The 13,587-nt window shown below is 64.6% G+C and carries 10 protein-coding genes and 1 tRNA gene; 5 read left to right on the top strand and 6 right to left on the bottom strand.

Going from position 1 to position 13,587, the window contains the following annotated elements; genetic code table 11:
• Positions 1-188: 188 nt before the first annotated feature.
• Complete coding sequence (locus tag VLE48_03050; protein ID HSA91962.1) at positions 189-470, bottom strand: hypothetical protein; 282 nt, start codon at positions 468-470, stop codon at positions 189-191.
• Between the two features lie 294 nt (positions 471-764).
• Here VLE48_03050 and VLE48_03045 point away from each other — a divergent pair, with 294 nt between their 5' ends.
• Positions 765-3,668 (top strand): FG-GAP-like repeat-containing protein, encoded by a 2,904-nt coding sequence (locus VLE48_03045; protein ID HSA91961.1) that lies wholly within the window; start codon positions 765-767, stop codon positions 3,666-3,668.
• A 32-nt stretch (positions 3,669-3,700) separates the two neighbouring features.
• Positions 3,701-6,352: a hypothetical protein gene (locus VLE48_03040; protein HSA91960.1), complete on the top strand. Its 2,652-nt coding sequence runs from the start codon at positions 3,701-3,703 to the stop codon at positions 6,350-6,352.
• A gap of 89 nt (positions 6,353-6,441) precedes the next feature.
• Here the strand turns inward: VLE48_03040 and VLE48_03035 are convergent.
• From VLE48_03035 to VLE48_03020, 4 genes are all read right to left on the bottom strand, one after another.
• A tRNA-Ala gene (locus VLE48_03035) sits at positions 6,442-6,517 on the bottom strand.
• Positions 6,518-6,542: 25 nt separating this feature from the next.
• Positions 6,543-7,754: a threonine synthase gene (locus tag VLE48_03030; GenBank protein ID HSA91959.1), complete on the bottom strand. Its 1,212-nt coding sequence runs from the start codon at positions 7,752-7,754 to the stop codon at positions 6,543-6,545.
• 77 nt (positions 7,755-7,831) lie between these two features.
• Positions 7,832-8,221, bottom strand: coding sequence for a DUF4442 domain-containing protein (locus VLE48_03025; protein HSA91958.1), 390 nt, complete (start codon positions 8,219-8,221; stop codon positions 7,832-7,834).
• A gap of 10 nt (positions 8,222-8,231) precedes the next feature.
• Positions 8,232-8,975 carry a tetratricopeptide repeat protein gene (locus VLE48_03020; GenBank protein ID HSA91957.1) on the bottom strand — a complete coding sequence of 248 codons (744 nt, stop codon included), beginning with the start codon at positions 8,973-8,975 and terminating at the stop codon, positions 8,232-8,234.
• Positions 8,976-9,134: 159 nt separating this feature from the next.
• Here VLE48_03020 and VLE48_03015 point away from each other — a divergent pair, with 159 nt between their 5' ends.
• On the top strand, positions 9,135-9,911 hold the full coding sequence (locus VLE48_03015) for a class I SAM-dependent methyltransferase (protein HSA91956.1): 777 nt from the start codon (positions 9,135-9,137) through the stop codon (positions 9,909-9,911).
• Between the two features lie 44 nt (positions 9,912-9,955).
• Positions 9,956-10,792: a Cof-type HAD-IIB family hydrolase gene (locus VLE48_03010; protein HSA91955.1), complete on the top strand. Its 837-nt coding sequence runs from the start codon at positions 9,956-9,958 to the stop codon at positions 10,790-10,792.
• A gap of 86 nt (positions 10,793-10,878) precedes the next feature.
• Here the strand turns inward: VLE48_03010 and VLE48_03005 are convergent, their stop codons facing one another.
• Complete coding sequence (locus VLE48_03005; protein ID HSA91954.1) at positions 10,879-11,454, bottom strand: DUF4440 domain-containing protein; 576 nt, start codon at positions 11,452-11,454, stop codon at positions 10,879-10,881.
• A 144-nt stretch (positions 11,455-11,598) separates the two neighbouring features.
• Between VLE48_03005 and VLE48_03000 the strand changes: the two genes are divergently transcribed.
• Positions 11,599-13,587 (top strand): protein kinase (locus VLE48_03000; protein HSA91953.1); only part of this gene is annotated, 1,989 nt, incomplete at its 3' end.

Below are 13,587 nucleotides of genomic sequence, written 5' to 3'. Positions count from 1 at the left end.
GGGACGGCACGACAGAGGTTCCGGAGAACTATCTGGTTCCCCTCAGCGGATCGAGAACCGTTCCGACAGTAGCCGCCATTGCTCGAGCGGGCGAGCCGGTGAAGTTGCTCGCCGGAAGGACCATTGTCGTCAACAACGGCGACGGTACTTTCCGAGCTCCACGCACGTATGGCAATGAAACGTCCGCTTCAGAAAAGCATGCGCGCATGGCAGATCTCAACTTGGATGGAGAACTCGATCTGCTGGTGACGACAGAGACTCAAGCTCTGGATGTCTTTGACGTGCAACGGCCAGGATCGGTTCGGGTCTTCTTCAGCCTGGGTAACGGCCAGTTTTCCAATCCAATCAATCTCGGTTGCCAAACCCCCGGCCGGAGCGCAGTTGCAGACATAAACCTTGATGGCAAGCCAGACGTGGTTGTCAGCAGCTATGGCATTGGCGGGTTCCGGCCCGATAGTGGGCCAGCACACATTTGCACGTTCCTAGGTGACGGACTCGGGGCCTTCTCTGCCCCACTAGTCACTGAAGTCGGTCCGGCCGGCTCTACGAACGGACTCGGTCCATCAACGAACAGCCTGGCACTGGGCGACCTAAACCGGGACGGAAGCGTTGACATAGTGTTTGCCAATACAGCCGGTCTGGGCCCTGACATCGTCGACCCGTCGACCAGAGATACAACTGTCACCGTGCTACTGGGAAATGGCGACGGTAGCTTTGGTGCTCCTGGGTTGCTGGCCGACTTCGGTCCCACAGAAGTCAGAGACATGGCAATCGGTGAATTTAACGGCGACGGGAAACTCGACATGGTGCTGACCGCCGGGCAACAGGTCTATCCCTTCTATGGCAGTGGTGACGGGTCCCTGACCATTTCCGAATCCATCGGGTCAACTCCCGGCGATCTGTCGACGCTAGCAACGGGCGAATTTAGCGATGATGGTGGGGGAGGGCGCACTGGTGGCAACGAGGGCCGGACTGGTGGGAACGAGCTAGTGACTGCTGCCGAGGATGGGATTCAGCTGTTTCTCAACAACAGCGGCGTGTTGCAACCTATCAGCCTGCCCGTAACGGGGAATTTTTCCTCTGTTACCTCTGGCGATATCAACGGTGATCGCTTGGATGACATGGTGCTCACCGAGAGCAGTGGGAGGGTAACGATCTTGCTGGGCAACGGCGACGGTACGTTCCAGCCAGCAGAGGAGTATGCCGTAGGGGACTCTCCGCGTTCAGTCACGCTGCCCGATGTGAACGGCGATGGCGCTCCGGATGTTGGGTTACTGTCTAGCGGTGGCTTCAACGTATTCCTCAATGCCGGCGGGACTTCAGTCACGTTGCAGAGTTCTCTGGCAGCGGCGGTCCAGCAGCAGCCCATCAGCTTCACCGCGACGGTGGCGGCAACAGTGCCCGGCGCGGGCAGCCCCAGCGGCACGGTGACCTTCAAGGACGTGTCGGTGTTCCCCATAATCACGCTGGGTACGGCGGAGCTGCTCAACGGCACGGCCCAGTTGACCACCGGGCTGCCGGTGGGGACGCACGACATCCAGGCGTTCTACTCTGGCGACACGACCTTCAACCCCAAGGCCTCGAACCAGGTGAGCGAGGTCATCACGGGAGAGACGAGCGGCGGCAGCGGAGGCAAGGGCGGCGGGGAGCCGCTGAGTTGCAGTGTTTCGTCTTCGTCGTTGGCCTCAGCCTCGAGCCCCACGGCGGCGGCAACGGCGGCCCTGGCGCCGCGGCGGAGTGAGCGGACACTCGGAGCGCGGGGCGGGGGCACGATCAGCCGTCCGGCCGTACTCCTGCGCGAGTTCCGGGAGGGCGGAGGCGGCTGGAAGACGCCTCACGATCCAGCGTTCGCGGTGAGCGTGAAAGAAACCCTCGACACGGCAGCCGAGCCCATCGCTCTGCCGGAGCCCACGACTTCGCCCGATCCGGTCTCCTTGCCCGGTCCCATCGCTCTGCCTGATCCCGTCACTGAACCCGCCCCGACGGGTGCCCCGGATCCGACAGTCGCACCCGACCCGTTGGCTCTGCCGCTGACGGCCGAGCAGCGCCAGGACTTCCGGCTCGGCAAGCCCTACCTCGCTACTTCCCGGGCCACGGGTGCGGGGCAGCGTCAGCCGCGGGTACCGGCCACGGCCCAGGTGCTGGGCCCGGGGATGGTCTTGGGCTTTGACGGCCTCAGCCACTTCGGGATGCGCAACGCCGACGACGGCAACCAAGCCTCGCTGGAGCCGCCGGACATGGGCCTGGCAGCCAGCGACAACCAAGTGGTGCAGATCGTCAACGGGGCCCTGGCGGTGTACTCCACCGAAGGGCTGCTCTTGGCTGGTCCCAGTTCCCTGAACCTGTTCTTCGGGCTGCCCCATGCCGTGGATCGCACCGTAGTGCCCAAGCAGTTCGGGCCCTTCGTGGCCGATCCCCGGGCGCTCTACGATCCCCAACTCGGGCGCTGGTACATCGTTGCGCTGAAGGTAGCGACGAACCCGCTCTCGGGCGCGTTCCTGTCCAGTTCCTCGACGCTTCTGGCGGTGAGCCGAGGCTCGGATGCCACCGGCTTGTTCGACTTCTACGAGATCGACGTCACCGATGATGGCTACGGCGACTGCCCCTGCATCGGCGACCAGCCCTTGCTGGGGATGAACCGGGAAGCCCTGTTCCTCAGCATGAACCAGTTCTCCTTCCGCACGCGCCAGTTCCAGACCGCTCTGGTGCTGGCCATCGACAAGGGGCAGTTGCTGAAGAAGCAGCGGGTACGGGCGGTGGGCTTCCAGAACCTGACGGTCGAGGGAGAGCCGGCCTTCTCGGTGTACCCGGCCATTCCGGCGCCGGGGACGAGTACGACGCCAGGGGTCGAGTTCTTCCTGAGCACGCTGAACTTCAGCGGGGCGGGGGATGACCGGCTGGCAGTGTGGGCCATGTCGGATACCCGCCAGGTAGCCTACGGGAGCCAGGGAAAGGTGGGTATCCAGAGCCTGGTGGTGAACGTGGACCCCTACGACAAGCCCACCACCTCGCTGCAGATGTCCGGACCGACGCCGCTACTCGACGAGCTCAATGCCGGGCTGGTGTGTGACGGCAGCGGGCTGTTCTCCCAGGCTACCAATGAGGTGCTGGAAGCGCTGGACGCCAACGATGACCGCATGCAGCAGGTGTACCAGCGGGGCGGCGAACTGCTGGCCGCCTTCGGCACGCGGGTGATGGTGGCCGGTCAGGAGCAGATGGGCGTGGCCTGGGTGCGCATCGGGGCGACAAGCGACGGTTGTTCGATCTCAGCCACGGTGAATCAGCAGGGGCAGCTCGGGGCAGCCGGCCAGGATCTGCTCTTCCCCGCTCTGGCGGTGAACGCCCAGGGCAAGGGCGTAGTGGGCTTCACCGTCACCGGAAGTAATCTGATGCCCGGCTTCGGCTATGCCCACCTGAACGCTGGAGGAGTGGAGAACGCGGTGAACTTGGTGGTGACGGGGGCGGCACCGGAAGACGGCTTTAGCGGCTACCGTCGCTGCGGCGGTCGCGGCGTGGCGCGCTGGGGCGACTACTCGGGAGCCGCGGTAAGTCCCAACGGCGACCTGTGGACGGCCGGCGAGTACATCCCCAACGCCACCCGCACCCAGCTCGCTAACTGGGGCTCCCATGTCGTACGCATCACGCCACCATGCGGACCATCAAGATGAATGCGGATTCGCTGAGGTTCAGGAAGAGTGCAGTGGCGTTGCTCGTATTGCTCGGCCTGGCTCTGCCGGCCTTCGGGCAATCGCGAGCACCCGCGCGCCGCGTCAAAGCCACTCGCTTCCGGATGAACTTCGCTGAATTGGCAGAACGCGAAGCCGCAGGCCCGAAGAGGCCGGTGGAGCGTCGCGTGATTCCGTTCCGGCCGATACCTGTGCAGTCGATCCCACCGGGGGCGCTCGCGGCCGCGGCTGCCTCCAAAGCCGTCGCACCGGCGGCCCCGGTTCCGGGCCCGGCACCTCTTCCTCTGGCCTCTTCTCCGGCCCCGGCCAGCAGTTTCCTGGCGCTCAACGATAACGACACCAGTATTCCGCCGGACACGCAGGGATCCGTCGGCCCCAATCATGTGATGACCACTCTGAACAGCGAGATCCGCATCACCAACCGTTCGGGTGTCGAGGCCAGCCGCATGGCTCTTGAGACTTTCTGGTCGGGCACCGGGGCCAGCGGTGTTTTCGATCCCAGGGTCGAATACGATCCTTTCAACAATCGCTGGATTGTGAGCGCGGCCAGCAACTCGGATTCGGCTGGCTCTTCGGTGCTTATCGGAGCCTCGCTCACGAGCGACCCGACCGGAACCTGGAATCTCTACCGCATCGACGCCGACGGCACGGACGCGAACTCGGCCGATTATCCGTCCCTGGGCTTCAACAAGGACTGGGTCGTGGTGACGGTGAACATGTTCGCCATCAGTGACAGCAGCTTCACCCGTTCGGACGTCCACGTGCTCCGCAAGAGTGAGCTTTATGCCGGAGCAATGAGCGTGACCGACGCCGTCTTCCCTGACACCAGCGGCGGCTTCGCCCCGGCTGTCACCCACGACAATTCCCTGGCTACCGAATACCTGGTGCAGGACTTCAACGGCAACTTCAGTGGCAGCGGCTTCCTGCGCATGGCCACCATCACCGGCGCTGTCGGTTCGGAGGTGTTCACCACCCTCGATGGCAACCTTGTCTCCACCCCCAATCCCTGGGACTTCTCCCCTGCCGGCTTTGAGGACTTCGCTCCCCAGAGTGGCAGCACGGAAAGGATTCAGAACAACGACTCGCGCATCCTGAAGGTGGTCTACCGCAACGGCTCGCTGTGGGCGTCGCATACGGCGTTCCTGCCCGCGGGAGCGCCCACCCGCTCTGCGGCGCAGTGGTGGCAGTTCACGCCCGCGGGATCAGTGCAGCAGTTCGGACGCGTCGACGATCCCACCGGCATCGTTTTCCGCGCTTTCCCCACCCTGGCGGTGAACTCCGCCGGGGATGTGCTGCTGGGCTACTCGCGCTTCTCGGGGTCGCAGTTCGCCACCGCCGCCTACTCCCTTCGCCGTGCCGCCGACCCGGCCAATACCATGCGCGATGAGGTGGTCCTCAAGGGGGGAGAGGACAGCTATTTCAAGACCTTCGGCGGCCCCGATAATCGCTGGGGCGATTACAGCAACACGGTGGTCGATCCCGCGAACGACACCGACATGTGGACCATCCAGGAGTACGCGGCGGCCCAGGTCTCGGGCGAGAGCCGTTGGGGCACATGGTGGGGAAAGGTCGTGCCCTCGGGAGCGCCTGCACCATCCAGCGTAACCTTCTCGAACGCCAGCCAAATCACCGTCAACGACAGCGTCTCGCCTCCGACCATGGCCAGCCCTTACCCTTCCAGCATCACGGTTTCCGGGCTCACCGGTACCATCAACAAAGTAACCGTAAAGTTGAAAGGCCTGACGCATACCTTCCCGGGCGACCTCGATATCCTCCTGGTCGGGCCCACCGGAGCCAACCTGATCCTCATGTCGGATGTGGATGCCGACCCTACAGCCGGCGTGCAACTCACCTTTGATGATGCTGCCGCCTCTCCCTTGCTCAGCTCCGGTCCCTTAGTATCCGGAAGCTTCCAGCCCACCGATTACGCCAGTACCGGCACGGAGAGCTTTCCCTCCCCTGCGCCGGCTCCTTCGGCCGACACCACGCTATCGATATTCAACGGGACCAGCCCCAACGGAACCTGGAGCCTCTATGTGGTGGATGATGAAGAACTCGACTCCGGCTCCCTATCTCTGGGATGGGAAATCAGCTTCGAGGGCCCGGCCGCGCCGCCCACGGTCAGCGTGGGCAATTCCGGCGCCATCACCATCAATGACGGCGGCACGCCGCCCACCGCAGCCAGCCCCTACCCGTCCAATATCGTGGTATCGGGACTCGCCGGCAACATCACCAAGCTGCGGGTGCGGCTGAACGGATTCAGTCACACCTTCCCCGATGACGTCGATATCCTTCTGGTTGGCCCCACCGGAACCAACATCGTCTTGATGTCCGACGTCGGCGGCGGCACCGACGTCAGCAATCTGCAGCTCACCCTTGACGATGATGGACCCTTCCTTCCCGACAACGGCCCTCTGGCTTCCGCGAGCTTCAAGCCCACCAACAACGCCGGAGATGGGAGCGATACCTACCCGTCTCCCGCGCCCACACCATCGGCCAATACGATGCTATCCATCTTCAACGGCACCAGTCCCAATGGCACCTGGAGTCTCTATGTCGTGGACGATGAAAGCCAGGACGCTGGATCTGTCTCCGGGGGCTGGGAGCTCATTTTTGAAGGCCCCACGCTGCCGCGCAAGCGCCGGGCGCAAGTCGTAAGCGAGTAGCACATTCGCCCCAGAAGGGTCGCTCAGGAACGGCCGCGCCTCTGGCTAGCCGTGAACGCCCCGAGGACCGGTGTAAGTGATGGAAACCATGGTGGAGCTAGTCGGGATCGAACCGACGACCTCATCGTTGCGAACGATGCGCTCTCCCAGCTGAGCTATAGCCCCACGCGAGGGCTATTTTAACAGAGGCCTAGTACGGCCCGATGATGCCGCCGATCGTCCGCCCGCGAGGCTGCGGAGCTTCTCCGCGCACGCCCAGCGCTTCCGCGATCACGTCCAGGTACTTCAGCCCCGACCCGGTGTTGAACAGCACCACGGTCTCCTCGGGCGCAAGGAACTCTTGCGACCGCAACTTCTTGTAGGCCGCCAGCGACGCCGCTCCCTCCGGTGCGGCGAACAGGCCATCCTCGCGCGCCCACTCGACCACCGCCGCCATGATCTCGGCGTCGCTCACTGCCACCGCCGTACCCTGGCTCTGGCGCAGAATGTCGAGGATCAGGTAATCGCCGTACGCCTTGGGCACCCGCAGCCCGGCGGCAATGGTGGCCGCCTGCGGCCACACGTCCGCCGTTTTCTTGCTCTCATGGAACGCTTTAGGAATAGGCGCGCAACCCGTTGACTGGACAGCAATCATCTTCGGCCGCTTTCCATCGGTCCAACCCAGAGCTTCCATCTCGTCAAACGCCTTCCACATGCCGATCAGTCCCACCCCGCCGCCGGTGGGATAGATGATGGCGTCGGGAAGCCGCCATCCCATCTGCTCGGCCACTTCGTACGCCATGGTCTTCTTGCCTTCGACGCGGAACGGTTCCTTGAGCGTAGAGACGTCGTACCAGCCCTCGACTTCCGCCTGCTGCTGCAGCAGGCGCGCGCAGTCGCCGATCAAGCCATCCACCAGCGTGACCTCGGCGCCGTAGGCCTGGCACTCCACGCGATTGGCCAGCGGCACGTCGCGCGGCATGAAGATGTGCGCCTCCAGTTCCGCCGCGGCCGCGTACGCCGCCAGTGCCGAAGCCGCGTTGCCCGCGGAAGGAATCGCCAGTTTGCGCTTGCCCCAGGCGCGCGCCATGGTCACCGCCGCCGAGAGCCCGCGCGCCTTGAAGCTGCCGGTGGGGTTCAGACCTTCATCTTTGATCCACACGTTCGGATAGCGCCGGCTGCGCAGCAGCGGCGTGAATCCTTCCCCCAGCGTGACCGGAGCTGCCTCGGGCAGCACTTCGGCGTAGCGCCACATGCTGGCCGGACGCCCGGCCAGCAGGGCGCGGGAGAACGAGTGCCTCAGCCGTTCCAGGTCGTAACGCACCCAGAACGTTCCGCCGTCCTTCGCGCACACCCCCGGCGGCGCGTCCGGCGGCACTCGCGCGCCGCACTTCGAGCACTCGAAGTATTCGATCGCTGCCATCTAGGTTCGCCCTGCGTCCTTCTTGCGGATGTAGAGCGTCTTCTCCACTTCCGCGCACACCGCTCCTTCCGTGTCTATCAGCTCCACCCGGTATACGCGATCGATGGAAGTCTTCTCCGCCGTCTCGCGGCGAATAGCATCCAGTCTGCGTCCTCCAGCCTGAACTCGGCGCGCAGGGTCGAGCGGCCCGGCTTGCGAAAGCGGATGGTGGCCGTTTTGTCCCAGACGATGTACTCCAGCCCCAGGCAGTGAATGAGCATCAGCATGTAGATGGGGTCGACGGCGGCGTACATGGCGCCGCCGAAGATGGTACCCACGTAGTTGCGGGTGCGCCAGTTCAGCGGCACTTCGACCCGCACTTCGCGCCAGTCGCCGCCGATGTAGGTGACCCGCGCCCCGCCGGCCGCGAACGCATAGCAGAGGTTCACGGCCCAGCGCAAGCGGCGCGTGGCCCAGGATTCCGGCATGTCGGGAAGTCTATCGCGCCGGCTGGCCCGTCTGCTTCAGCAGGGCTTCCGCGCGCCGGAACCAGGGACGCTCCCGCCGCTGCAGGTATCGCGGCAGCGTGGCCTTCTTGTTCAGGATGCGTTGCGCCCATTGCCGCGCTTCCTCTGCCCTTCCCTGCTCCAGCAGGAAGCGCGCGTAGTGATACTGCGTCTCGGAGATGGTCGAAGTGGCGGCCACTTCGCGGAACAGCGCCTCCGCCTTCTCCACTTGCCCGGTGCGCGCGTAGGCATCGGCCAGCAGGCCCGCGGCTCGCTGGAAGTCGTGCTTGGGATCCATCTTGTAAACCCGCTCCAGGTCACCCACGGCGGACTTCATGTCACCCAACTCGATCTCGCACAGCGCCCGCCGGTAAAACGGATCCGCGGAATCCGTCCGCGCCGAAATCGATCGGTCGTAGCATTCCTTGGCGCGCGCGAAGTTCCGCTGTTCCGTGTACAGGTCGCCCAGCTCTTCGTAGTTCCCCGGCGCCGGGTTGTCCAGCACCATCACTTCCAGCTCCCTGATGCGGCCACGATGCGAATAGCGCTGGAAGGTTCCGCCCAGCAGGCCCAGGTCGGGCACGGCCTCCACCAGCAGGTAGATGAACGCCCCCAGGCCCCCGCCAATCAGGATCACCCACACCCAGTAGGTGTCCGGCCGCCGCCGCGCAAAGTGCACCAGCGCCAGCACCTGCAGCAGGATGCCCCAGGTATAGAAGAAGGAAATCGCGCCCATGGCCGCCCTGCCCCGCACTATAGCACGGGGTTTCCGCTCGCCGGACCCGGTCTGCAACGCCAAAGTAACTGCCGGGTGAGCAGGGCTCGATTCGCCGATTCGAGTTCGGCGATTCGGCAATCTGAGAAACGTCCATCTACAATCGTCCGTGGATTTCTCATGTCCTACTCCACCAGCGCCCGCTACTACGACCTGGACTACCAGGCGCTCGGCTACAACCGCGACATCCCTTTCTACGTCGGCATGGCGCGCGAATCCGGCGGGCCTGTCCTGGAGATGGGCTGCGGCACCGGACGCACGCTCATCCCCACGGCGCGCGCTGGCATCGACATCCACGGCCTGGAGCTCAGTCCGGACATGCTGGCCTGCCTGGCCGCTTCCCTCGAGCGCGAACCCGCGGAAGTCCGCCGCCACGTCTCCTTCGCTCAGGGCGACATGCGTACCGCTTCCCTCGAACGCCGCTTTCCCCTTATCACCGCGCCTTTTCGCGTGGTGCAGCATCTGCACACCCGCGACGACCAGCGTGCCTGGCTGCGCACCGTCCGCCGGCATCTCGCTCCTCACGGCCGCCTGGTCTTCGACGTCTTCCAGCCCGACTACACCCTTATTGCCGCGGCGCGCGAACCGTGGGTGGAACTCGAGCGGGACGACCCGGAAACCGGCGCCCGCATTCGCCGTGTGGCCTCCACCCGGAACCATCCCGCTTCCCAGACCATTGACATCACGTTCCGCTGGGAGCGGCAAGTAGCCTCCGGCGGCTGGCTTCCCGACGGTGACTCCCGCCTTACCATCCGCTGGTACACGCACGCCGAGCTGCTCAATCTGCTCGAGCTCGAGGGCCTGGAAGTCGCGGCCGAATGGGGCTCGTTCGACCGTCAGCCCTTCGGCGAGGATTCCCGCGACCAGATCCTGGTGGCACGGGCAAACGCCGCCTAGGCTGTGTCACTGACCTTCCCACCGCCATCGGTTAGACTACGCATGTGAAGCCGGACATCCGTCTCTTGGCGGTGGATATCGACGGCACCCTGCTCGACCCCACCTCCGAGCTGCCCGCCGCCAACCTGGCCGCGCTGCAGCGCGCCCACGCCAAGGGCGTTGAGGTCGTGCTGGTCACCGGGCGCCGCTACCGCTTCGCCCTGCCCATCGCCGAGAGCCTGGGTTTCGACTCCTGGCTGATCACTTCGAACGGCGCCATCATCCGCTCCCTCCACGGCGAGACCTTCTTCCGCGACCTCATGCCGGTGGAGACCGCCCTTCGCCTGTGCTCCGCCATGGATGCCTTTCGCCGAGCCGCGGTTGTCACTTTCGACGTCGAAGGCAAGGGCTCTCTGGTCGTAGAGACCACGGAAGGCTTCGATCCCGGCATAAGGCGATGGCTGGAGCGCAATCGCGACTCCATCGACTTCGTCGTCCCGCTCGAAGACGCGCTCACCACCGACCCGGTGCAGATGGCGTTCGCCGGCTCGCTCGACCACATGGCCCGCGCCGAAGCGCATCTGCGTTCCACCACGGTCGAATCCGAGCTCACCATCCTGCGCACCCGCTATCCCGCCCGCGACTTGTCCATCATGGACGTCCTACGGCGCGACTGCTCCAAGGGCCACACCCTCGAGCGCTGGGCCCGCCATCGCGGCCTCGAGCGCTCCCAGGTGATGGCCATTGGCGACAACTTCAACGATGTCGAGATGCTGGAGTACGCCGGCCTCCCCGTGGTCATGGGCAACGCCGCCGAAGAGATGAAGCAGAACGGCTGGGCCATCACCCTGGCCAACGACCAGGCGGGGGTCGCCGCCGCCGTGGAGGAGTTCATCGGCTGACCTCGCCCTGTGGACCGGGCGAAGGCCTGTCGGCAAGGAACAGAACAGTCGGCCGCGAAAGCGGCGCGTAGATCTGCCTCGTCACCTCAGCGCTTGTATGGCTCTCCGTCCACCAGGATGCCGAGGTCTCGGATATTGTCGACCTTGTGTAGCTTCCAACCGGCGTCCGTTTTCTTCCAGGTTTCCCGTTGCAGCGCACGCGCCTGGACTTGGTGCAACGTCCCATCGGGAAGACGCTGCATGCGCACGGTGTCTTGCAGGACGTCGGCACTCGCCAGGTCTCCTTCAACCTCCAAGGTTCCTATCTCGAACTCGAGGGAGAGGAAGTGGTCGATCATGCCGAGGAGCCGACGCGTGTAGGCTTCCATGTCGGCGCGACTGTTGACTTTTCCGTCGGGCGTTAGCGTGTGAAAGTCATCCGTGCGCAACGCCATGATCGCCTTCACGTCCTTGGCTCGGAAGGCGTCCGTGTTGAGCGTATACCAGGCTTCGATGGCTTTCCGCACCGGCTTCGACTTGTCGCGGACGATGACTTTGCCGCCCTTCGACTTTGTCTTCCACTCCGTTGAAGGAGTGGCTGGCGCATCGGTCGGGACCTGCGCGACCAGCAACGGCCAGCACACGACTACCCAGAACAGGCTCAGCAGCCCTGGCTTCTTCATGGTTTCCCTCCGTTCGCGGCTTGAACCGGACTCTGGTCCATATAGACAGGTGTCTTGGGGATTGGTGAGTGCCGAGTCGACCGCCCCCGGACCGCCCTGTTGACCTTCCCTTCGCTTGCCCCTAACATCAGTGCGTCGCCCTTCATGGAAACCCTCGTCGGACGCGCCGTCTCCCACTACAACGTTCTTCGCCGCTTGGGTGGCGGCGGCATGGGTGTGGTCTATGAGGCCGAAGATACCAGCCTGGGCCGCCGGGTGGCGGTCAAGTTCCTGCCCCCGGAGCTGGCTCAAGACGCGCCGACACTCGAGCGTTTCCAGCGGGAAGCCCGCGCCGCCAGCGCGCTGAACCATCCCAACATCTGTACCGTCTACGCCATCGAGCAGCACGAGCGCCAGCATTTCATCGCCATGGAGCTGCTGGAAGGCCAGCCGCTGAATCATCTCATCCGCAGCCAGCCTTTCGAGATCGAGCAGTTGTTGGGCATCGCTATCCAGATCGCGGACGCGCTCGAGTCGGCGCATGCCAAGGGCATCGTGCACCGCGACATCAAGCCGGCCAACGTTTTCGTCTCGTCCCGGGGCCAGGTGAAGATCCTGGACTTCGGGCTGGCCAAGATCGATGAAGCCTTCCGGGCCAGGGGACCTGCCGCCAATCCCGAGTTCGAGACCATGGCCCCGCAGAATGAACTGACCACCCCCGGCACCGCCCTGGGCACGGTTTCCTACATGTCACCCGAGCAGGCGCGCGGCCAGCTCACCGACGCCCGCACCGACCTCTTTTCCTTGGGCGCCGTCCTCTACCAGATGGCCACCGGCGCCGTGCCTTTCCAGGGTGATACCTCCGCCGTCATTTTTGACGCCATCCTCAATCGCGATCCCGCTCCGGCGCCGCAGTTGAATCCATCGCTGCCGCCGGACCTGGACCGCATCATCGAAAAGGCGCTGGAGAAGGACCGCAATCTGCGCTACCAGTCCGCCACCGACATCAAGACCGACCTCATCCGCCTGAAGCGCGACCTCGATTCCGGCCACCGTCGCGCCGCCGAGGTCTCCGACTCCCGCTCCGGTGCCGCCCCCAGGGACGCTAAGTCCATCGCCGTTCTCTACTTCGAGAACCTCAGCGGCGTGAAGGAAGACGAGTACTTCCGCGACGGCATTACCGAAGACATCATCACCGAGTTGTCCAAGATCAAGGGCCTGAAGATCTTTCCTCGGCCTACCGTCCTGACCTATCGCGACAAGTCGGTCACGCCCCAGCAGGTCGGCCGCGAGTTGCACGCCGCCTACGTGCTGGGCGGCAGCTTGCGCCGCTCCGGCAATCGTCTGCGCATCAACGCCCAGCTCATGGACGCGCAAACCGATTTCCCCGTGTGGTCGGAGCGCTATGATCGCGAGTTGAAGGATGTCTTCGAGGTCCAGGACGAGATCGCCCGCAACATCGCCGAGGCTCTGCGCATCACTCTCTCCCCGCAGGAGCGCGAGGCCATCGCCGCCAAGCCTACCGAGAACCTGCAGGCCTACGACCTCTATCTGCGCGGCAAGAGCTACGCCCGCCGCTCCACCCGCCAGGACCTGGAATTCGCGATGCAGATGTTTAACAGCGCCATCGCGCTCGACCCCGGCTTTGCGCTGGCCCACGCCGCCACCGCCCATGTCTGCGCGCTGTATTACGAGGAGCATCGCCGGGAACGAAGCTGGATCGAGCGGGCCAACGACGCTTGCGAGCGTGCCGCCGCCCTTCAGCCGCTCCTGCCGGAAGTGCAGGTCGCTCGCGCCTGGGTCCTCTACGCCGATAAGAAATATGACGAAGCCGTGCGCGCGGCCCAATCGGCCATCGAGCGTAAGCCGGATTGCGAAGGCGCTTACTACCTTCTCGCCCGCGCCATGTTTGCTTCCGATCGCTGGCCGGAACTGGCCGACATGGCGGAAGCGGCCGTCGAGGCCTCCGGCGACGACTACAACGTCTATGTGCCTATCATCAACGCCCTGAATGCTCTCGGAAAGCACGATGCGGCCCGCAACCTGGGCCTGCGCCAGAGCCTGGCGCTGGAGCATCATCTTCGCCAGGTTCCCGAAGACGCCCGCGCCCACATCTTGCTTGCCGCTCTTTACGCGGCCCGGGGACGCACTGAG

This window comes from Terriglobales bacterium (assembly GCA_035454605.1).
GTDB lineage: Bacteria > Acidobacteriota > Terriglobia > Terriglobales > Acidobacteriaceae > DATMAB01.
The sequence above is the reverse complement of the archived record's forward strand: the minus strand, read 5'-3'. Positions and strand labels throughout refer to the sequence as shown.

Excerpts from the sequence above, each read along its gene's own strand:
- VLE48_03045 (HSA91961.1), top strand. The coding sequence starts at position 765 with ATGGCAATCGGTGAATTTAACGGCGACGGGAAACTCGACATGGTGCTG.
- VLE48_03030 (HSA91959.1), bottom strand. The coding sequence starts at position 7,754 with ATGGCAGCGATCGAATACTTCGAGTGCTCGAAGTGCGGCGCGCGAGTG.
- VLE48_03025 (HSA91958.1), bottom strand. The coding sequence starts at position 8,221 with ATGCCGGAATCCTGGGCCACGCGCCGCTTGCGCTGGGCCGTGAACCTC.
- VLE48_03020 (HSA91957.1), bottom strand. The coding sequence starts at position 8,975 with ATGGGCGCGATTTCCTTCTTCTATACCTGGGGCATCCTGCTGCAGGTG.
- VLE48_03015 (HSA91956.1), top strand. The coding sequence starts at position 9,135 with ATGTCCTACTCCACCAGCGCCCGCTACTACGACCTGGACTACCAGGCG.
- VLE48_03005 (HSA91954.1), bottom strand. The coding sequence starts at position 11,454 with ATGAAGAAGCCAGGGCTGCTGAGCCTGTTCTGGGTAGTCGTGTGCTGG.